The sequence below is a fragment of the Streptomyces sp. NPDC032472 genome (genome assembly GCF_040636955.1).
Taxonomy (GTDB): domain Bacteria; phylum Actinomycetota; class Actinomycetes; order Streptomycetales; family Streptomycetaceae; genus Streptomyces.
The window spans coordinates 215,013-234,970 of sequence record NZ_JBEZVK010000002.1 but is presented as its reverse complement, the minus strand read 5'-3'; the positions used below and the strand labels follow the sequence as shown (position 1 = coordinate 234,970).

The following is a 19,958-nucleotide window of genomic DNA, read 5'->3' as shown; positions in this document are numbered from 1 at the left end:
CTTCGCTTGGCGAGGCTTGGCTTCGCCAAGCAAAAGCCGGCCTTCGGCCGGAGTCCTCCGCTTTGCTGCGGACAGGTTTGGATTCCGCTTCGCTCCATCCAAACAGCCTGCTCCGCAGGCCTGGGTGACCCCGTTTCACGGGGCCCGGGCCTGCCGCCCCTTGGGCGGGTCCGCTCCGCTCCCCCACCCGGGTTCTTCCGGCTTCGCCTCCAGAACCAGGCCGCTCTGCGGGCGCCAGCAGGCGACCATTTAGTGCTGGGGCTGCTGAGTGCACACCCGGCTAAGGGCCCGTCGAAACTCTGTGGACCGCCGCCCGGTAACGTAGACCTCTTCGGGCTCTGTTCAGGCCTGGAGTCCAAAAGGTGAATGCCGATGAATCTTGGCGAACTCCCCCTCCTGTGGAGCCTGCCCCCCGAGGATGCCCAAGCCGGATGGCGGGCCCTGTGCTGGACCGTCGGGCCGAACAGCGAACTCGCCGTGATGCTGGTCCAGGAGCAGAACCTTGATCGTTCCCCGCATATCAAGGGATGGGTCGGATGGAGTGTGCCAGCTCCGTGTGACGGCATCCTCGTCGTGGTCTCGGACGGAGTCGAACGCCGGACACCCATAACCCGCATCCCCGCGTGGACCAGCCACCTGGCACTGCTCTCGTGGTCACGGTTTCTACTGGCGTCAGGCCGTATACGTCGAGACCAAGACGGGACCTGGGAGAGGAACGCCGTGGTGTACTCCCCCGGGGGACACCCGGTGAGTCACTTCTGCATCGGCGATGACATCGACTACATCATCAGCGACCGCAACAGCGACATCTGGACCTCGTACGGCGACGAGGGCATCTACGGCGACCACCCAGAGACCAGCGCCGGACTGGCCCGCTGGAACACCGACGGTACCCACACCTGGAGTCCCCAAGGACGGCTCCCCTCATGGCCCCTCGGCGGAAGCGCGGCCGCAACCGAAGAGGCTACGGTCTGGCTCGCCTGGTACAGCCACGAAGGCGCCTTCCTGTCCCGGGTCGATCCCACCACCGAAGACATCACCAACTACCGCAACCCCCTCAAGGACACCGACGGCATCGCGGTCCGCGGCACCCGCATGATCCTCACCCACCGGACCCACAACCGCCCCAACGTCGACCTGAGCCGCGCAGAGCTCATCGACAACACCTGGGTAATCACCACCCAGGAGAAACTGCACCTCCCAGGGCCGGTAGTCATGCGCTGCGCACAAGGCCGCGACGGCACCCTATGGCTCCGCGGCGGCGACACATGGACACGCATCGAAGCCTGAACCACCAGCACTCGCCCCACGGGAGCCGGCCGCACCTCTCCGCCCACAGCCGAACGGAGCAGGTTCCGCCGCGCGGCGCAGCGACCCGCCTCGCTACGCCCGGTCAGGCTCAGCAAAAGCCGAGCCTGACCCTTCCCATGCTTCATTTTGAACCCGGATAGACCCTGGCATAGACGCCTGCGGCAAGTGGGTGCCCCCCAGTTGTCGCTATCACGGATCAGTGAAACTGCGCAGTGTTCACCAACCTGCACAACGCCGGGTCAGAGACATGACGACTGCACAGATTCACTGACCAGCGACACGATCTGCGGTTGCGGGGATGATGACCACGAGGGGGCGGGAGGCGGCACCAAGCGGATCTGGTGAAGTTGGTTGCGTTGTGGGGCGTCCGCGCGGCCGCTACCGGTCGGCGGTGAGCTTGCCTGCGGCGGCCCAGCTGTCGGCGGGGACCTCGTGGATCCAGACCTGGACGGTCTCGGCAGGCAGCTGCAGGGTGTCCACGAAGGCGTCGGTTATCCGCGCGACCAGCTCGCGCTTGAGCTCGATGCTGCGGGGGCCCTGCTGGACGGTGACGATCGGCATGGTCTGCTCCTCAAAGTGGTTACGCTATCCGGCTCCTGATGTCCGGCCTGCGCTCTGAGAACAGTCCACCGCAGAGCCTGGCGGCGAACCAGACGAGCTTCGCTCTGGCAGCGATCACGATTCGTGATCGTGCGCGGCCCGCCCCCGGCAGGCCGCGACCAGCAGCTCCGGGTGCGGCACGGTGCGGCGCACCCCGAGCGCCACCGGCAGGGCCAGCACCTGGTCCCGCAGCGGCCGGAAGGCGATCCGCGGATGGCTGGTCAGGCGGGCGTTGGCCGCGTAGACCACCGTCCACATCGGGGTACCGGTGCCGATCGCGGCGAGCGTGTCCTGCAGGGTACTGGACGCCAGGCCGGGGACGGGCTGGAAGCCGGCCCGGTGGCAGGCGGTGAGCACCAGGTCCACCAGCGCCGGATGGTTGCGGCGCTCGGTGAGCCGCAGCGGCAGTTCGGCGAGGTCCGCCAGATCGAGCTCGGAACGCTCCGCGAGCGGGTGACGGGCGGGCAGCGCGACCACCAACTCGTCGGCCGTCAGCGGCAGGAAGCGCACGTCGTCGGTGCCCGCGGGAATCTCGCCGCGGACGAAGGCCGCGTCAAGGCGGCCGTCCGTGAGCCTGGCGAGCCGCTCCTGCACCGGAGCCGAGTACAGTTCCACGCGGACCTCGGGCGCGTGCCGTTGGTAGGCGTCGAGGATCCGGTCGAGCCGCTCGCCGAGCCCGGTGATGGTACCAAGCCCGAACGCCCGGGCGCCGGGAGCGGCCAGTTCGGCGGCCACCGCCGAGGCGGCGCGCTCGGCAGCCAGCACCTCCCGGGCGGCCGGCAGGAACCGTTCGCCGGCCGCGGTGAGCCGGACGTACCGCGGCGAGCGGTCGAACAGCTCCACCTTCAACTCCCGCTCCAGCCGGCGCACCTGCTGGCTCACCGCCGGCTGGCCGAGCATCAACCGGTCGGCGGCCCGTCCGAAGTGCAACTCCTCCGCGACGGCGACGAAGCACCGCAACTGGCGCAGCTCCATGTGATCCCCCAGTTCCGGTCCCTGTCCCGATCTGCGGCGGCCCGCGAAGGCCCCCTGGCAGCGTACGGCCGGGCCGGGCCGCTCCCACCACCCGGGGACGCCCTAGCTTCTGTCTCTTTGGTCAGCGCCGGGTCCAGATGAGGATGCCGGCGAGGTGGAGTGCGGCCTGGTAGGCGATGGCGAGTTTGTCGGTCCGTGTGGCCAGGCCGCGCCACTGCTTGAGACGGTTGATGCACCGCTCGACGGTGCCTGGACCCGCACCGCACGTGAACTCGTCACCTACCCCGAGACCGTCGCACTCGCCCGACACCTCACACGCACACCCGGAAGCCAGACCGGCCACGGCTTCCTCGACCACACCGCAAGCATCCTCGGCCTGGACCAGCTCGTACTCCCACCCGACGACCTGCTCCAGGCCTGGATCCACACCAGGCAGCAACACCCCGGACGCCGCTCCCTATAGACCGGCCATTACACCTGCACAAAAAATCGGTACAACCGCGCACACCTGGAAAACTCAGCCAACCTGAGAAAACACCAGGCCAACGGCCAAGACCGGAGCCCGCCAGGCCCTGTAGGCCGGCCCCGACAGCACAACAACCAACCTGCACACACCCAGGTCAGAAGACCAGCACAAGCACTACATCAATGGCCCGCCACAGTCGCACTCCGTGCCGAGGAGCTGTGCGCCAGGTATCCGAAGGGCATTTGCCTGGAGATCCTCTCTCGACTTCCCGTTGACCGACTACCGGCCGGAGGTTGCTGCCCTCTCCATGGACGGGTGGCTGCGAGAGGAGTTTGACCTGCCTGATGCCGGGATCGCCTGCGTACTCGGGTGGCGCGGACCCTTACGCCTCTGCTGGGGTGGGGCGGAGCCGCCGCTGCGGAGCCCGCGGCTCTAACCCGGCGCACGGACATCCGAGATCCGAGGTCGTTCCCGGGGAGGGATGTCCATGATGGAGGACATGCCGAAGAAGAAGCCGCTACCGGACGCGGAGCCGTCTGCAGCCGCGAGGACGCTGGGGCGCAGTCGATGCCGGTGGGGCGGTGGCCGAGTCGTGGCGGGCATGAGCGCCGTTACCACTGCCCATGGGTCGCCGGAGAGGGCGTCCGCGGCCGGGGCCGTTCCGTCACTGTCCCGCGGCTCAAAGGGGCTCCCGGTAGGCGGCTGTCGCCGTGAGCGGCTTCTCTGCGGGCGGCAGTTGCGTCTGAGGTTCCCATTATCACAGGCGCAGAACGGCGGAAAAAGCAGCCGCTTCGGCGGTCCGGTCCGGGCTTTTCGTCTCGGCGCCCGGCAGCCCGGGCGAGGGGGCCCTGCTGTGCGTGTCAGGGGCCTGAGCGCCCGGGCGGCTCAGGCCGCTAACGGGAGCGGGGCGCCGGCGGTCAGCCGGCTTCCGCGAGGGTGGGGGTAGTGGTTTGGGTGTAGGCCGCGGCGGCCAGGCAGGCCTTGAGCCGTGAGCACAGGCCCAGCTTGGCGAGGATACTCACAATGTGGGCACGGACGGTGCGTTCGGTGATAAAGAGGCTGTCGGCGATCTCGCCGTTGGTGGGGCCGTCAGCGAGGAGGAGGAAGACCTCCTGCTCGCGAGTGGTGAGGCGTCCGACCTTGGCGACGGCGGCCATCCAGCTGGGTGTGGGGCGGTCTTCGGTGTGCATGTTCCCCCTGTCGTACGCCAGGGGCGGGGATCTGGCGGTTCTGCCCCTGGGGACTGGCGAGCCGAGGGCTCGGTTCGGTGCGGTGTGCCGGACGAGGGACGCCTGGTCAGTGGCGTGCCGGTCCGGTGCCGGTGTCCGGTGCGCCGGTCAGGACGTGTCCTCGCGGGACCGGGACTTGGCGACCCAGTAGGCGCCCTGGACGATCAGGGCGATGCCGGCCAGCTGCGGCCCGTGCCTCAGGAGCGTGTTGTCGCCCGCGATGGGGAGCAGGCCCCACGTGGTGATGACCACGAGGACGATTCCGAGGACACCGGCTGCAATGCCTGCCGCGAGGTAGAACGCGGGCGACCGGTGCGGCTGGTCAGGTTCTGGTGCATTCATGATCATATTTTTACCTCCGCAACTCACCCACCTCGTAACTTTTCGGCCATCCCGCCGTGGGGGCCGGGGTCATGGGGTCCCGCCGGGCGCGTCCTCCGGGTCGAGGTACCCGGACGCCTGCAGCGTGAAGAGGCGCGCGTAGGTCCCGTCCGCCTCCATCAGCTCGCGGTGGCTGCCGTGTTCGCTGAGCCGCCCACCCTCAAGGACGAGGATCTCGTCGGCCATGCGGACGGTCGAGAAGCGGTGGGCGATGAGGATGGCCGTCGCCCCGGAGGCGATCTCCCCCAGTCGTCCGAAGACCTCGGCCTCGGCCTCCGCGTCGATCGACGCCGTCGGTTCGTCCAGCACCACCAGCGGAGCCTTGCGCATGAAAGCGCGGGCCAGGGCGACCTTCTGCCACTGTCCGATCGACAGTTGGTGGCCGCCCTCGAACATGCGCCCCAGCGGGGTGTCGTACCCCTGGGGCAACTTGTCGAGGAACGGGTCCGCTCCGCTCTCCTCGGCGGCCCGGCGGATGCGCTGCCCGTCCGCGAGCCGCGAGATCTTGCCGAAGCCGATGTTCTCCGCGGCCGGCATCTCGTACTGCATGAAGTCCTGGAAGATCACCCCGATGTTGTCCCGAAGGTCGGCCAGGTCGTAGTCACGCAAGGGGACGCCGTCGATGTAGATCTCGCCGGAGGTGGGTTCGTAGAGCCGGGCCAGAAGCTTGACCAGTGTGGTCTTGCCGGCACCGTTGTGGCCGACCACGGCCGCGCAGCGGCCAGCCGGGAGGAAGCAGGAGAGTCCGTCGAGGACGACCTTCTCGGTGCCGGGATACACGAAGGTGACGTCCCGGAACTCGATGCCCTCACGGAGTGGGGAGGGGAACGGCCGGTTGCCGCCCTTGATCCGGGATTCAGGAAGGTCTAGGTACTCGAAGATGTTCCCCACGAACAGGATGTTCCGGTAGAGCTCGCCGATGCCGAACAGGACGCTGTGCGCGGAGGACTGCACGACGTTGATCGCCTGGGTGTACGCGGCCAGCCGGCCCACGGTCGCCGCCGAGGTGGTGCTCAGCAGGGCGAACAGCAGGGCTCCGGAGGACACGAGCACGCTCAGCAGGCCCAGGGGGAACGCGGCGAAGGCCTGCTTCCTGGCCAGGGTGCGGTCGGTGTCGTAGAACTCCCGGGTGAGCGCCTGGTACCGGCTGACGAACTCCCCGCCCAGGTTGAACAGCCGCACCTCCTTGAAGGCGCGGTCGGTCGTGGTCAGCTGCTGGAGGTAGTGCATCATCCGGCGCTTTGCCGTGCGGTCCCGCTCGACCTGGTACCCGCGCCGGCCGTAGATCACCGAGGCGAGGATCGACGGGATCGGGAGGCGAGGATCAGCAGCCCAGCGGTACCAGTACACCACGGTGGGCCAGGGCGGCCGGGTCGGGGTGCTCCTCCCAAGGAGAGAGGAGGTTCGTCACGTGGCGGCGTCCGGAACGGAACTCCTTGCGCACCGCGTCGGTGATCGGCGCGAGGGAGGGCGCGTGCGCCGGCGCCGCGCCCAGCCACCCCCGGGGTGCACGGCGACGTTCAACCCCAGGGCGAAGGCCTGGCTGGTGCGGTGGGCCAGGCCGAGCCGGTCCAGCCCGGAGGCTCCAAGGATCAAGCCGTCGACCGCCCCGCTGTCCAGGGCGGCCAGCCTCTCGTCCGCCGGTCCGCGCAGGGGTACGACCTGTACATCCGGTCGCAGACGGCGCAGGTATGCCTGCCGCCGCACCGCGGCGGTGCCGATGCGGGCGCCCTCGGGAAGGCCGTCCAGGATCATGTGCGGGTCGCGGTGCACCAGGGCGTCACGCAGGTCTCCCCGCGGTCGGAAGGCGGCCAGGACCAGCCCCGGGGTGTCGTGGGTGGGGGTGTCCTTGAGGCAGTGCACCGTGATGTCGATCTCACCGGCCAGTAGTGCCGCTTCGATCTCGTCGGTGAACACTCCGTCGGCCTCCAGCGCGGCCCGCGCCGTTCCTTCCCGGTCGCCGCCGGCCCTGTGGAACGGGATCAGGACGGTGGGGGTGGGGGGATGGCGCGGACAGCAGGGGTGCGGTCTGGGTGAGGGACATCAGCGAGGCGCGGGCGCCGATTCGGAGACGGGACACCAGCGTTCCCTTCACGGTGACAATCTGTCGGAATCTGCACTGTTCTGGTGCAAGTAGGATTGCGAGGCAACTTGCCTGCGAATGCGAGGAGTTGGCACATGAGCAGCGCCGTGACGATCGGTTCGAGAGCGAGCAAGCTGGCCAGGACGCAGGTCACCGAGTGGCTGACGCCCCTGGCACCGCGGTTCCCCGATGTCCGGTTCAAGCGGGAGGTCATCCTGGAGGGCGGCGACCAGGACCGGATCACGCCGACCCTCGCGGAGGTCGCCAGAACGGCCGGCGGCTCGGCTTTCTCCACCAACCAGGAGCGGGCCCTGGTGACCGGCCAGGTGGACGTCATCGTGCACTCCCTCAAGGACCTCCCCACCACCGTGCACGAGAGCACCGTGCTGCTGACCACCCCGGGCCCCCGCGAGGATGTACGGGACGTGCTGTGCGGCGCCATGCTGGAGGAACTCCCCCAGGGGGCACGAGTCGGCACCGGTGCCCCCCGCCGGGTCGCCCAGCTCCTCGCACTGCGCCCGGACCTCAACGTGGTGCCGATCCGCGGTAACGTCCCCGGCCGTCTCGCCCGGACCAGGGGCCGTGACCGGCTGGACGCGGTGGTGCTGGCCGCTGCCGGCCTGAACCGGCTCGGGCTGATGCCTGAGATTCACCAGGTCCTCGATCCAGAGCTGTTTTTGCCGTCGCCCGGCCAGGGCGCGCTCGGCATCCAGGTCCGCGCCGACTCCGACGCGGCCCGGCTTCTGGCCGGGACCGGCGATCTTGGAGTGGACAGGTGCGTGCGGGTCGAGCGGGCGCTGCTGGCCGAGCTGCACGGCGGGTGTTCCGTGCCGGTCGGGGCGTGGGGGCGGATCGCGCAGGACGGGCTGCTGCACCTGTCGGCGGCCGTCACCTCGCTGGACGGGGCGAAGCAGGTGACCGCGACCGGGGCCGGTCCGGCGGATGACCCGGAGAAGCTCGGCGCGTGCCTGGCCGCCCACCTCCAGGCCCAGGGCGCGGCCGCCATCCTCGCGGAGATCAGGAAGCCCTGAGACGGCGGGCGATGTCGAGCGTGCCGTAGGTGATGATCCGGCACCGTGTGGCGGGCGGGCTCGGTGAGGAGCATGTCCGCGCCCTCGCCGACCATCTCCCGTGGGAAGACCTACGCCGCGGTCATGAACGGTCCCGGCCCCGGCACGGTCCGAGTCGGAGGACGACAGTCCGCCTACACGGGCGACCGGCTGCTGGACGTCACCAGCGGGCGCGTCCGCGCCGACATGCCCCCGAATATGGGGGCGATGAGCTGCGACTACGACCAGGTCTCGACGCTGGTGTACGAATGGCTTCGCGGTCGTCGGGGTGGACGCGGGCACCGGCAAGCTGCTGTGGGCGCTCAAGGACGGCGATGAGGGCCGCAGGCCCCCGACCGTGACCGCAGTCTGGCATGGCCGGGGGGCAGGCGGTCCTGTGGCCCTGGACGCGCGGACCGGCGCCGACATGCCCACCAAGCCGGAGGCCGCGCCACTTCTCGTCAACGCTTTCGCCGGGCTGGTCCTGGACGACAACCGGCTCTTCAGCTACCCGGCTGGCGGCTGACACCCTCCCCGCCAGGGCCCGTGCACCGAGCCGTCTCTGGGTATTCCTTCTGGCCAGATAATCCGCAGGCGCAGGCGTACCGCTCCAGGTCGGCCGCGGAGTATTCGGTTGGGTTGCCGGCGGGGTGATGTTCGTCCTACAGCTCATGGACAAATCGCGGCACTGGGATGAGGCTTGCGGCGCTCGGTTGAGGGGAGGCTCACCTCAACCGCCACTGGGCGGTTGACGGTTGGCGTAGTAGTAGAGGGCGAGGTCGTCCGGGTGGTGGACGCGTTCCTCGGTGCCGCCGATCTCCTTGAGGATGAGGTGGGTCTTGTCGAGTGGGTGCTGGGTTATGAGCCAGGGGTTGTTGTCGCTCTCCTGCCAGACCCGGGCCCACACCTTGTCTCCGACGCGGACTTCGCCGCCGTCCTTCGTGCGGAATTTCGATGTCATGGACCGTACATACCCGCATTCCATGCACACCGGACCGCCAGGCCTGCTGCCATACATGGCTGCGGGCGGGAATTTCGACAGCGGTGGCCGGACCGATGATTCGTCCGACCGGCTCCAGCCCGCAGTGGCGCCAGCGGCCGACTCGGCGAGCGCGGACGGCAATCCACGGGCAAGGGGGTGATCGACGCCGGCGGCGAGGCACTGCGGGCCCTGATGGAAGGCCGCCATCACCCCTGGCCCCGGTTCCAGTGCCCGGAGTGCGGCGCGACCTGGTACGCCAGCGACACCGCGCTCGGCACCGCAAACGCTCGGACAGCCGCTACTGCTCGCCCCAGTGCCGCACCCGGGCATGGAGGAAGCGTTCCCGTTCAGCAGCCATCACGCGGTGACGCCTTCCTGCGACGCTACTGGTCCAGGACCAGGGCGAACGGGGCGGTGAAAAGTCGCATCGGACGGACCGGCACCGCCGGTCGTGGACGAGAGGACGGTGCCCGCCCGTGGCGCTGTGACGAGATGAGGATGATCAGATGGCGGAAGCAGTTCTCCCGGAAGTGCGGGCCGGGCAGCGGCGCGTCATCAGCACGGGGAGGGTGTCCGGCGTGCTGAACGGCGACGGTCTCGCGCTGGGGCGCGAGACCGGCTGCGGGGAGTGGAAGGCCACCGCCGCCGAGATCGGCCGGGACCTGGAGCTGCTGGAGGTGCCGTACACGATCGTGACGGCCTGCCGTTTGCCTCTGGCCAACTCCCGCAGCACCCAACTGCGCCGTGGCGAGAAGGTTCGGATCGCCCGGAACAACCTGACGTACCTGGTGCGCTGGATGCCCTCGCTGAAAGACTCCATCGACAACATCCCAGACGATTGTCCGGGCTGGGGCTTCACGATTTTCCAACCGAAGGCCGAGGGCATGGCGGTGACGGGCTTCGCCTTGGCGGCGGACTGGCCGGCCTGGACGCAGAAGCAGGCGCGGGCCGCACGTTTGCTGTGCGCCGAATGCGACTACGACCTGCGCCAACGCGACGACCAGGACCGGCTGCCATACAACATCCCGTTGCCGGAGACCTGGTCCCCGATCCCGAGGCGAAGGCCGAACCTCCGGCGCTGCCGGAGGAGAAGGCGGACTCTCCCTGGCGGAGCGAACGGTTCGCCAACCGCGTCCGAGCCCCGGCACGCCACGGTCCACGCAGGTCACCCCAGCCTTCCGTGACGATGGCGCCGCCGGGGAAGCTGTTTCCGTCACCGGCCCGGGTGTGACGATCCGTTCTGCGCTCTCCGGGGTGACGGCCGCCGGCCGCGCCGAGACCAGGTCCAGACGCCGGTCCACCGAGGCGACGCCCATGGCGCCGTACATCGCATTCAGAGCCGTCCGGGCGGTCCGGGCATGCCGGGTCACCTCCCGCAGCTCACCGGCGGCCAGCGGATCCAGCGCCTCGACGGCTTCTCGAGCCTGTTGCCGCAGTCCCTCTGTGCCGATCTTGTCGCGCTCCTTCTGGCGCAGGGCTCGCACCCGGCACGTGCTGTTGCAGAACCGCCGAGGCCGAGCAGGTCCTGCGCCGCTTCACCCGCGGCGGCCCCAAACACCCCACCTACCAGGCGATCGAGGAACTCGGGCGGGCGGTGCGTACGGCGTTCGTGTGCGGCTACCTCGCCGACGTCGAGCTGCGGCAGGAGATCCACGAGGGCTTGCAGGTCGTGGAGAACTGGAACAGCGCGAACAAGGACCTCTTCTACGGCAAGGACGGCGACCTGGCAGGTGCGGACAAGGAATCCCAGGAGGTGTCCATGCTCGCCCTGCATCTGCTCCAGTCCGCTCTCGTGCACGTCAACACGGTGCTGATGCAGCAGGTCCTTGCCGACCCGAAGCGGGCCGACACACTCACCGACGCCGACCGGCGGGCCCTGTCCCCGCTGTTCTGGACGCAACGTGAACCCCTACGGCAGGTTCGAGCTGGACATGAACAGCCGCCTGGAGCTGGACCTGGCCACCACGGCCAAGGCGGTTCCCGGCCCGCGCCGTCCCGAGAGGGGGAGCGCGACGGCCCCCGCGTGAGCGGGCCGGGCGGGTGCCGCTCCAGGGAGCGGACGGACGCGTGCCGGGACCGCGCGAGCAGTGAGGCGCGCGAATTGGGGGCGTGGGATCTTGGGGCATAGGTTGACGGCATGGTGGAGGGGGCGAACTCCGCGGCGCAGACCATGCCGCAGGAGCAGCAGACAAGGGGGCGGCGTGCCGCCCGGCGGAATAAGGACAAAGGCGGGCTGGCTCGTTCGTCTTTGTTGATGGCTGTTGGCACGGTGGTGTCGCGGGCGACGGGGCTGATCCGTCAGGTGCTGCAGGCCGCGGCGCTGGGAACGGGCCTGCTGGCCAGTACGTACAACACGGCGAACACCGTGCCGACGAGCCTGTACACGCTGCTGATCGGCGGCGCGCTCAATGCTGTGCTGGTGCCGCAGCTGGTGCGGGCCCGGGCCACGGAACCCGATGGCGGGCGGGCCTACGAGCAGCGGCTGGTCACGCTCGTGGGGTGCGTGTTGGGCTTGGGGACGGCGCTGGCGGTATGGGCAGCGCCGCAGATCGTGGGCCTGTACATGCGGGACACCCCGGACAGTCACGAGGCGTTCGAGCTGACGGTGACGTTCGCGCGGTTCCTGCTGCCGCAGATCTTCTTCTATGGCCTGTTCAGCATCTACGGGCAGGTGCTGAACGCGCGTGAGAAGTTCGGCGCAATGATGTGGACCCCGGTGCTGAACAACGTCGTGCTGGTCGGCATGTTCGCCGTCTATCTGGGGCTGATGACGGTGCCCGACCGGGTGGAGGACATCACCGCCGCCCAGGTGCGGCTGCTGGGGATCGGGACGACCGCGGGCATCGCCGTCCAGGCCCTGGCTCTGATCCCGTTCGCCCGGGCGGCCGGTTTCCGTTCCGGCCGCGGTTCGACTGGCGGGGCACCGGCCTGGGCAAGAGCGTGCACGCAGCGAAGTGGACGCTGCTGTTCGTCCTGGCCAACCAGGTCTCCCTGACGGTGGTCACGAACTACGCCAACGCCGCCGACCAGGAGCTGCCACAGGCCGGCGCGGGTTACTCCGCCTACACCTACGCGCAGACAATCTGGATGTTGCCGCAGTCGATCGTGACCGTGTCCCTGGTGACGGCGCTGCTGCCGCGCATGAGCCGGGCCGTCGCCGAGGGCCGCATTCCGGATCTGCGCGCGGACCTGTCCCGGGCGCTGCGGATCAGCGGCGTGGTCATCGTGCCCGCCGCCTTCCTCTTCCTCGCCTTGGGGCCCCAGATCTCTTCGCTGCTGTTCGCCCACGGAGCAGCCGATGCCGCCTCAGCCCGCCCACTGGGCTACATGCTGCAGGCGTTCGGGCTCGGACTCATCCCGTTCTCCGCCCAGTACCTGCTGCTGCGCGGCTTCTACGCCTTCGAGGACACCCGCACCCCGTTCTTCATGGCGGCCTGGATCGCAGGCGTGAACATCGTCCTGGCCACGGCCTGCCATGTGGCCCTGCCCGCCCGCTGGTCGGTGGTCGGCATGGCCGGGGCCTACACCCTCTCCTATGTGGCCGGTCTCGCACTTACCGCGCATCTGCTACGCAGGAGGCTTGGGGGTCGCATCGACGACGGAGGTCTGCGCCGCACCTACGTGAAGCTGCTGTGCGCCGCGTGCCCGGCTGCTGGGCTGGGCTGGGCCGCAGCGCGTGCGTGCGCTGGCCTGGGAGATGGAACGTGGCCTACTGCTGTCGCCTTGGCTGCCGGGGCGCTCGCGACAGCCCTGGCGTATCTCCTTCTTGCCCGGTTGCTGAAAGTCACCGAGCTCCGTCGCCTGCCCGGGATGCGTTGAGCCCAGGCAAACGATGGAAGGGGGCGGGTAAGAACGCCGGCCCCAGCCGCCAACATGGGTGTCACGTACGGCGACGTGCGGCGGGGTCGCGCTCGGCGACGTGCCGGGCGACCGCGTCGACGCCGGGGCGGGCGTACCGCTCCAGGGAGCGGACGGAGGCGTGGCGGGAGCGGGCCAGCAGCATCGGGGTAGACGTACCGTCCTCGGCGTCGTGTGTGAGGGCACTGTGGCGGAGCCGGTGGAGCTTCCAGCCGTCCAGGTCCTCGATGTCGTCGGGTGAGGCCAGCGGATTGGCCAGCAGCCGGGTGTTCTCCTCGAAGATCTCCTCGGCCCGGCGGTAGGGGAGCCGGGCCCGGCCGGTCTCCGGGCACACGTCGAGCGTCGGCGTCCCGGCCGGGGACTTGCGGTCGGTGAGGAACAGCGGGCCGCGGGTGCGGCGGGCGATCTTCCCGCGCTTGTCCTGCGGGTAGAGGTCCTCCACGTTCAGGCACAGCACCGGGCCGCGGACTCGTAGAGCATCTTCCACAAGGTCTTCTCCCGCAGGGCGACCTCCAGGCGCCACAAGGTGGCGATCTGGTTCTCGGCCAGGGCCTCGGTGCGGTCCGGGGGTGCCGGCCGCCGCTCGATACCGATCGTCGGATCGCCCTCGGCCCAGCCCTGGCGCTGCCACCAGCCGATCGCCTTGCGCGCGATGGACAGCTCCCGGTTGACCGTGTCGGCGTCCATTTCATCCGCCCGCGCCGCCGCCAGCTCGGCCAGCACCTCCGGCAGTACCGGATCGTCGATCGCGGCGACCGGGAAGACCGGCGGCTTCGCGCCCCGGCGGGCCGGGCCGGTCGGGGCGGGCTCGCCAGCGAGCATCCATCCCCACGTCGTGAGCGAGATCCGGTAGATCCGCGCGGAGGACTTCGACGACCTCCGACCCGTTGATCTGCCAGGCGGCTGTCCAGCGGCTCCCCCAGTTGTCCCGCATGACCAGCCACGTACGGGCCTCATCCAGCCTCCCGTTACGGCGACATCAACTCGTCCAGGACGCACACGTCGGAACGGACCTGGGCGGCAGCCTCAGAATCACCGCACCAGATCACCAGCTCGCACGGCGGACCGCAGCAGTTGATCACAACTGATCGCTTCGTGTGACCGTGCGCCGCAGTTGGCCCCGCTGGACGCCTCCGTTGCACAACCGCAGCCCGGTTGCTCAGAACAGGGAGTCCCAGAAGACCGTTTCCGGGTCGGGTGCCTCCGGTTGGAGCATGCAGCGCTTGCAGCGCAGGAGTCCCGGTTCGTTGGTTCCGGAGGCGGCGCTCATCCACGGCAGGGCCTCCATGGCGTGTGCGCGTTCGTCGTCGGCGAGGGCGTCGACGGTCCGGCGGAGTTCCTCGGGGGCGGGGTCGTCGGTGAGGCAGAGCCATCCGATCGCCGCTGCCAGGCGGACTTCGGGGGCCTCCGTCCGGTCGTGCCAGCGCTCTCGCAGCCAGGCCGCGGTTGGCGAGTGCGCGTGGGCCCGGGTGATCTCGGCGGTGGCCAGGACGAAGGCGGCGCGGACCATGGCGTCACGCTCCGCCGCGAACCCGGTGGCCAGGGCGGTCCGGACGATGTGGTCGAGGTCGGCGGCGGTCGCCAGGACGTAGGCGGCGTCAAGGCGGACGGCAGGGTCGGGGTCGCCGAGGAGAGGCAGCAGTGTGGGCGTGTCCGCGGTGATCGCGGCTCGGGCGGCGGCCACCGACCAGCCGGCCGGGTAGGCGGTTACTTCGTAGCCGTAGTCGTCGTCTCCGTCGGGGGCGTGACGTACGGGATCTGTGCGGTGAAGGAGGAGTTCCTCGCGGGAGGCGACGCCGAAGTACCGGGCGCGGGCCGGGCCGGAAAGGACGTCGAGGGCGGCGGCACGGTGTGGGTGGTGGGCGTCGGTGGCGAGGGGGATCAGGAACGGTACGGCGAGGGCGGCGGCCGCCCGGCTGTCGTTGGCGCACAGGCCCCACAGCACACCCGTCGCGTCCATGCCCGGTTCGCCGTCGGCGCGGAGGGCGGCAACGGCCTCTCGGGCATCGGGGCCGTGGGGAAAATTGCCCCACGCCACGGCGTCGAGGGGCAGGTCGCGTCGGAGCTCGGGCAGGATGCCGGCCACCACCGCTCGCACGTCGAACGGGCCGCCCGCGAACGAGGCCAAGTCCGCCCCGCCCGCGACTTCCCGGCACATCGCAAACGTCGGATCGCTCCGCCGATCCTCCACAGCACACCCCCACCTTCGAACCCTCGGACACCTGATCATGACCTGCCCGGCGACCCGCCGGAACCAGGGCGGCGGGGGGCGGGGCGGGCGATCTAGCTGGGGCATGACCCGGATACGCCAGAAACCCGCCACGGGATGATCTTGCAGACCGGAGGACTCGCTACAGGGTGTTGCTCGCGAGGGCGGCGACGCGGTTCTCGTACTCGCGGCGCGCCTTGCGCTGAGCTGGGATCGCTGGGGCGCCCGGGGTGCCGTCGAGGGACTGGCAAGCGGATGAGGAGCTGGCGGTGGACCGCGGGGGTGGCGCTGACGCGCAGGGTGTAGCCCTGGCCGCGTCGTACGGCCACCCCTTGGTCGAGCGCGACGCGCTCGACAGGTTCCAGGTCGGCGGCCCGGAGGAAGTCGGCGACCTTGCCGGGCATGTCGAGGACGACCGACAGCTCCGGGGCCGGGGCGCTTGGGCCGGCGGCCGTGTATTCGGGCAGGAGATCGGCGACGGCGGTGCGGATGGCGCCGCGGCTGACGCCGTGATCGCGGGCGAGAGCGGCGATGGAGCGGCCTCCAGGTACGCGGTGCGCACGGCGTCGGTCTTGTCGGCCGGGACGGCCGGGCGGCGCCCGCCCTTGTTGCCCTTGGCCTCGGCGGCCCGCAGTCCGTCGTAGGTGAGCTCGCGCTGGAGTTCGCCGGCGGCGGCGAGGGTCTGCACCATGAACTTCACGGTGGACAGCAGTTCGCCGGTGCGGGGGTGGCGGGCGGTGAGGTCCATGGCGGAGAACGCGCCGTCGTGGATGCGCAGCGCGACCTGGTCGCGGTGGAGGACGTCGAGCACGTCGAGGATGTGCCCGGTGCCGCGTACGAGGCGGAACATCGATGTGCACGGTGTCGCCCGGCCGGGCGTAGGCGAGCAGTTCGCCGAACTTCGGCCGCTCAAGGGGGTGGAGGCGGCTGGAGGTGCCGGCCTGTTCCTCGAAGAAGACCGGGTCTTCGATCCCCGGCCTCGGTTAGGACGAGGTTTTGCCGGTCGGTCGACTGCTGGCCCGTCGACACCCGTTTGTAGACCAGGTTGGCCATGCCGCTCCCCGCTCTCGGTGGTCGCATTCGACACTGGCTGTCAGCAAACCCTGTCATCATCAGCCATCGGATCTGATAGATCGGCGCCGCCGTCGGGCCCCGGAAAGTCTGGGTTCATTGGACGCCCGGCGCGCCTGTCGTCATTCGTTCGTTTGCCGACACCGGCCCTCAGGGGATGGAACACGCGTCGGGGCCTGCGTCGCCGTTGGGGCACGCGATCTTCGTACGACTGCGGCGGGTTCTGCGGCGCTGTTAGCCTGCGGTCCATGATCAAGGGCGGTTTGGCAGGTCGAATAGGCCGGCTGGCGGGGGACAGTGGGCCGGAGCGCGTGCTGGTCGCCGCCAGTTTCGTCAACCGGGTCGGCAATGGTCTGTTCAACGCGGCGTCGGCGCTCTATTTCACCTTGGTCGTGGGCCTGCCTGCGGTGCAGGTCGGCGCCGCGCTCACCATCGCCGGAGTGATCGGCTTGTGCGCGGGGATACCTGGGGGTCATCTCGCTGACCGGCGCGGCGCACGCGTGATCATGATGCTGGCCCTCGCGGTCCAGGCGGTATCGATGGCGGCCCTCGTCCTCGTCGAGAGCTGGGCCGCGCTCACGATCATCGCGACGGTCGACCAGATCGCCGCGGCAGTCGGAGGGGCGGCGTGGGGGGCTCTGGTGGCCCGGGTCGGGGGTGAGCGACCGGCCATGTTCCGGGCGAAGCTGCGCACCTTCGTCAACCTGGGCGTCGTCCTGGGAACGGTGGGTGCCGGGCTGGCGCTGGCCGCGGACACCCGCGGCGCCTATGTCACGCTGATTCTCGGCAACGCGGCGAGCTTCGCCCTGTGCGCGGTGCTTCTGCTTCTGCTGCCCCGCTATCCGGTGCTGGCAGCGCCGCCGCGGCAGCGGCGCTGGCTCGTCTTCGCGGACCGTCCGTTCCTGACGTTCACCGCCCTCTACGGGGCCATGGGACTGCAGTACCCGGTGGTCTCCCTGCTCCTGCCGATCTGGATCTCCGAGCACACCGAAACGCCGCATTGGACGGTGGCCGCGCTGTTCGCAGTCAATTCCGCCTTCTGCGTACTGATGCAGACCAAGATCGGCTCCCGTATCGAGACCCCGTACGACGGCGGCAGGGCGTTTCGCACTGCGGGGCTGCTCTTCCTCGTCAGCTGTCCGATGATGGCGCTGGCGGCGTACGCCCCTGTCTGGGCGGCAGCAGGACTGGTCCTGGCGGCGATCTTCGTCCACAGCCTGGGAGAGGTCTGGGAGTCCTCGGCGTGCTTCGCCCTGGGTTTCGGTCTTGCCCCCGACCATGCCCAGGGCCAGTACCAAGGTGTCCTCGGCCTCGGCTTCAACGCGGGCCAGGCTCTTGCCCCTGCGATCCTCACCACGGTGGTGCTAGGCCTCGGCACGACGGGCTGGCTGCTGCTGGCGTTGTTCTTCGCAATGCTGGGTGCTGCCGGCCCATCTCTTGCCCGCTGGGGTATGCGGACCCGGCCGCAGCCGGGCGTTGCTGCGGGAGCGACGAGATGACCAGGGAGTAGGTGCCAGGAGCCTTCCGCGTGGCATGGAACAGTGTGTGTGCATCGCGTGGCCGCTGGAGTAGCGACATGACATGGGTGGTCAGGCCGCCTGACCGTAGCCGTCCGGCGCGGGCGGGGCGTCACCGCGCAGCGGGCTGAAGTCGACGTCCAGATGCGGGTCGTACGCCTCGGGCACGAGGCCGAGCTCATGGGTGGAGCACTCGCCGAAGCGGCGGACGTGCTCGGTCAGGTACGGCGAGACATGGGCCAGGTCCTCGGGGTCGATGACGTAGCCCTCCTCCTGGAGCTGGCGCACGATCTCGGCGATGTCCAGGGCGTTGTGGAAGATCACCGTGTTCGTGAGCAGCGCGTTGAATTTCGCGGTCTTCTCCTGCTCGACGGGGCCGTTGTCGGTGATGACACCGCCGTTGCCGAAGCCGATCCACTGGGAGAAGCCGTTGAACGCCTCGACCTTGTTCGTCGCGGCGGTCACCCCGCAGACGCAGCGGGGCGTCCGAGAGGTAGCGCAGCAGCTGGACGGTGCGGATGACGCGGCCGACTTCACGGAACGCGGTGTGGGTGGCGTTCTTGCGGGAGCCGGCCCGCAGGCGCCGCAGCAGCAGCGTGGAGGAGATGGCGCCCTCGCGCACGGAGACGGCCACCCGCATCAGGTGCCGGAACTGGGACTCGATCAGGTCGAAGTCGATGACGTTGCGGCCGTTCTCCCCGAACAGGGCGTCGATGTGCACGTACTCGGTCCGCTTCGTGGGCCGGTAGAAGGTCAGGTCCTTCCAGTTCCTGATCCTGGGCATCAGGTCGAAGCCCAGCAGGTGGGCGAGCGCGAAGACAGGGAAGCTCTGGCCCTGAGTATCTGCGTGCACGGTGGTCGGCTTTACCTCGGACGTGTTTTTCAGCAGGCCCTCGATGATGTAGACGGCCTCCCACACCCCGCACGGGATGAAGTGGGTGAACAGCGCGATGTAGGTGTCGGCGATGTGGTGGTACGCGATGCCGCCCCGGTTTGCGCCCAGCAGAATGACCTGGGTGGTCTTGACGCAGCTCAGGCCGTTGCTGCCCTGCATGCCGTAGATGGAACGGCCGTCAGCGCGGAGCGGGATGTACCTTTGACCGCTCGCCATGATGCCACGGCCTTGAATGGTGTTGGGTCCGAGAAGCCGGCGGCGATCGCCGCACGCTCCTGCGGCGTGACGGCGAAGCCGGCCGACGTGGCCAAGCCTGTGCGCGGGGTGGCTTGCCCAGGCTCCCCTTGGGCTTGACCAGCGTGGGTCGGGGTCAGCCGCGGCGGCGGAAGAGGCCGTGGCCGGGCCTGGCCGGCTCCCGGTCGTCCTCCGAGGGCGGCGGTACAGCAGCCGGGAGGCGGGCGGCCTGTTCGCGGGCGACGTCGTCGGCGTGGCAGGTGCCACACACGGTCAGGTCCCCGGCCGTCCAGGCGCCGCCGCGCACGGACTCATCGGCAGTCGCCGTGGACTTCCTGTACCAGCGCATGGTTGCGGCGCCGTCGGAGCCGGAGAACGCCTGCTGCTTGTCGTGGGCGAGGAGCCAGGCGACGACCGCGCCGCAGTCGAACTGCGGGTGCTCGTCCGTACCCGCCGCCGGGTCGGGGAAGTCGGAGTTCCGGCCGCCAGGCGCAGGTGCCAGAGGTGCACGGCTCGGCCGAAAGCCTCGTACGGCAGTCCCTCGCCCCAACTCCAGTCGCCCAGCGGGTCGATCAGCCCGTCCGGCTGGGGCGCTTCACGGTTCCGGTCCACTTTCCCCTCGTTCGGCACGGGAGCAGGAGCCCGCGTGCCGTGAGGCTAACGGCATGACCTCCCCACCCATCTCACCCCTCGATCCCCGGCTGGCGGCCGTCTGCGACCTCTCGGTCTTCGCGGCGTGGAACGGTACGAGTACGACGGAACCGTCCAGGACCTGTCCGCGGACGTCCTCTCCGCCACACTTGCGGGCCGCCTCCGCGGCACTCCGCTGAATGGGCGATCGGATGCCTCCCATGGCCGGTTGAGCAGTGGCTGCTTCCACTCACGTCATCGGATAGCCGCTCCCCCGTACGAGGGAGGCGGTTCGTGCCCTCGGCTGATGACCACTGGCCGCCGCAGCTGCGATCTTCAACGCAGCGAGAACTGAGGTCGCCACGTGATCCGAGAAGCACTGGTAGCCCCCGTCGACGAGGCATCGCGCAGGGGCGGCGTGGGGCGCGGCGGGCCACTCGCCCGCCCGTGGACGCCGGGCGCCGATCC

General features: G+C 69.7%; 19 protein-coding genes and 3 pseudogenes. 7 read left to right on the top strand and 15 right to left on the bottom strand.

Annotated elements, in window-relative coordinates; translation table 11 throughout:
- Positions 1–372: 372 nt before the first annotated feature.
- Positions 373–1,290, top strand: a complete 918-nt coding sequence (locus AB0F11_RS02105; RefSeq protein WP_362167250.1) for a hypothetical protein — start codon at positions 373–375, stop codon at positions 1,288–1,290.
- A 399-nt stretch (positions 1,291–1,689) separates the two neighbouring features.
- On the opposite strand, the gene dmpI is transcribed toward AB0F11_RS02105, so the two are convergent.
- The 7 genes and pseudogenes from dmpI to AB0F11_RS02070 form a co-directional block, all read right to left on the bottom strand.
- Complete coding sequence (gene dmpI / locus AB0F11_RS02100) at positions 1,690–1,872, bottom strand: 4-oxalocrotonate tautomerase DmpI (RefSeq protein ID WP_042811709.1); 183 nt, start codon at positions 1,870–1,872, stop codon at positions 1,690–1,692.
- 114 nt (positions 1,873–1,986) lie between these two features.
- Positions 1,987–2,886, bottom strand: coding sequence for a LysR family transcriptional regulator (locus AB0F11_RS02095; protein ID WP_362167248.1), 900 nt, complete (start codon positions 2,884–2,886; stop codon positions 1,987–1,989).
- 121 nt (positions 2,887–3,007) lie between these two features.
- Positions 3,008–3,133: pseudogene (locus AB0F11_RS02090) on the bottom strand (IS5/IS1182 family transposase); the annotation flags it as partial.
- 1,136 nt (positions 3,134–4,269) lie between these two features.
- On the bottom strand, positions 4,270–4,542 hold the full coding sequence (locus tag AB0F11_RS02085; protein WP_362167246.1) for a LuxR C-terminal-related transcriptional regulator: 273 nt from the start codon (positions 4,540–4,542) through the stop codon (positions 4,270–4,272).
- 147 nt (positions 4,543–4,689) lie between these two features.
- Complete coding sequence (locus AB0F11_RS02080; protein ID WP_362167244.1) at positions 4,690–4,923, bottom strand: hypothetical protein; 234 nt, start codon at positions 4,921–4,923, stop codon at positions 4,690–4,692.
- A 69-nt stretch (positions 4,924–4,992) separates the two neighbouring features.
- A complete protein-coding gene (locus AB0F11_RS02075; RefSeq protein WP_362167242.1) occupies positions 4,993–6,315 on the bottom strand; it encodes an ABC transporter ATP-binding protein in 1,323 nt (440 codons plus the stop codon).
- Between the two features lie 54 nt (positions 6,316–6,369).
- On the bottom strand, positions 6,370–6,945 hold the full coding sequence (locus tag AB0F11_RS02070; RefSeq protein ID WP_362167265.1) for a hypothetical protein: 576 nt from the start codon (positions 6,943–6,945) through the stop codon (positions 6,370–6,372).
- Between the two features lie 195 nt (positions 6,946–7,140).
- Here AB0F11_RS02070 and hemC point away from each other — a divergent pair, with 195 nt between their 5' ends.
- Positions 7,141–8,076 carry a hydroxymethylbilane synthase gene (hemC, locus tag AB0F11_RS02065; RefSeq protein ID WP_362167240.1) on the top strand — a complete coding sequence of 312 codons (936 nt, stop codon included), beginning with the start codon at positions 7,141–7,143 and terminating at the stop codon, positions 8,074–8,076.
- 307 nt (positions 8,077–8,383) lie between these two features.
- On the top strand, positions 8,384–8,620 hold the full coding sequence (locus tag AB0F11_RS02060) for a hypothetical protein (protein ID WP_362167238.1): 237 nt from the start codon (positions 8,384–8,386) through the stop codon (positions 8,618–8,620).
- A 204-nt stretch (positions 8,621–8,824) separates the two neighbouring features.
- On the opposite strand, the gene AB0F11_RS02055 is transcribed toward AB0F11_RS02060, so the two are convergent.
- A complete protein-coding gene (locus AB0F11_RS02055) occupies positions 8,825–9,055 on the bottom strand; it encodes a hypothetical protein (protein WP_362167236.1) in 231 nt (76 codons plus the stop codon).
- Between the two features lie 527 nt (positions 9,056–9,582).
- Between AB0F11_RS02055 and AB0F11_RS02050 the strand changes: the two genes are divergently transcribed.
- From AB0F11_RS02050 to murJ, 3 genes and pseudogenes are all read left to right on the top strand, one after another.
- Positions 9,583–10,260 carry a hypothetical protein gene (locus AB0F11_RS02050; RefSeq protein WP_362167234.1) on the top strand — a complete coding sequence of 226 codons (678 nt, stop codon included), beginning with the start codon at positions 9,583–9,585 and terminating at the stop codon, positions 10,258–10,260.
- A gap of 257 nt (positions 10,261–10,517) precedes the next feature.
- The gene (locus tag AB0F11_RS02045) at positions 10,518–11,204 is read left to right on the top strand and encodes a Tn3 family transposase (RefSeq protein ID WP_362167262.1); all 687 of its coding nucleotides are present in this window, start codon (positions 10,518–10,520) and stop codon (positions 11,202–11,204) included.
- Between the two features lie 126 nt (positions 11,205–11,330).
- Positions 11,331–12,895, top strand: a pseudogene (gene murJ / locus AB0F11_RS02040) (murein biosynthesis integral membrane protein MurJ).
- A 61-nt stretch (positions 12,896–12,956) separates the two neighbouring features.
- On the opposite strand, the gene AB0F11_RS02035 reads toward murJ, so the two are convergent.
- The 4 genes from AB0F11_RS02035 to AB0F11_RS02020 form a co-directional block, all read right to left on the bottom strand.
- Entirely contained in the window at positions 12,957–13,421 is a 465-nt protein-coding gene (locus tag AB0F11_RS02035; RefSeq protein ID WP_362167232.1) for a site-specific integrase, read from the bottom strand.
- Complete coding sequence (locus AB0F11_RS02030; RefSeq protein ID WP_362167229.1) at positions 13,379–13,756, bottom strand: hypothetical protein; 378 nt, start codon at positions 13,754–13,756, stop codon at positions 13,379–13,381. The genes AB0F11_RS02035 and AB0F11_RS02030 overlap by 43 nt, the downstream gene beginning before the upstream one ends.
- Positions 13,757–14,093: 337 nt before the next feature.
- Positions 14,094–15,062: a hypothetical protein gene (locus tag AB0F11_RS02025; protein WP_362167227.1), complete on the bottom strand. Its 969-nt coding sequence runs from the start codon at positions 15,060–15,062 to the stop codon at positions 14,094–14,096.
- 223 nt (positions 15,063–15,285) lie between these two features.
- On the bottom strand, positions 15,286–15,993 hold the full coding sequence (locus tag AB0F11_RS02020; RefSeq protein WP_362167225.1) for a hypothetical protein: 708 nt from the start codon (positions 15,991–15,993) through the stop codon (positions 15,286–15,288).
- A gap of 469 nt (positions 15,994–16,462) precedes the next feature.
- Between AB0F11_RS02020 and AB0F11_RS02015 the strand changes: the two genes are divergently transcribed.
- A complete protein-coding gene (locus tag AB0F11_RS02015; protein WP_362167223.1) occupies positions 16,463–17,713 on the top strand; it encodes an MFS transporter in 1,251 nt (416 codons plus the stop codon).
- A 90-nt stretch (positions 17,714–17,803) separates the two neighbouring features.
- On the opposite strand, the gene AB0F11_RS02010 is transcribed toward AB0F11_RS02015, so the two are convergent.
- The 3 genes and pseudogenes from AB0F11_RS02010 to AB0F11_RS02000 all read right to left on the bottom strand — a co-directional run bounded on the left by AB0F11_RS02010 (position 17,804) and on the right by AB0F11_RS02000 (position 19,410).
- Positions 17,804–18,196, bottom strand: a complete 393-nt coding sequence (locus tag AB0F11_RS02010) for a Tn3 family transposase (protein ID WP_362167221.1) — start codon at positions 18,194–18,196, stop codon at positions 17,804–17,806.
- Between the two features lie 61 nt (positions 18,197–18,257).
- Positions 18,258–18,842, bottom strand: a pseudogene (locus AB0F11_RS02005) (profilin family protein); the annotation flags it as partial.
- Between the two features lie 154 nt (positions 18,843–18,996).
- Positions 18,997–19,410 (bottom strand): hypothetical protein, encoded by a 414-nt coding sequence (locus AB0F11_RS02000; protein WP_362167218.1) that lies wholly within the window; start codon positions 19,408–19,410, stop codon positions 18,997–18,999.
- Between the last annotated feature and the right edge of the window lie 548 nt (positions 19,411–19,958).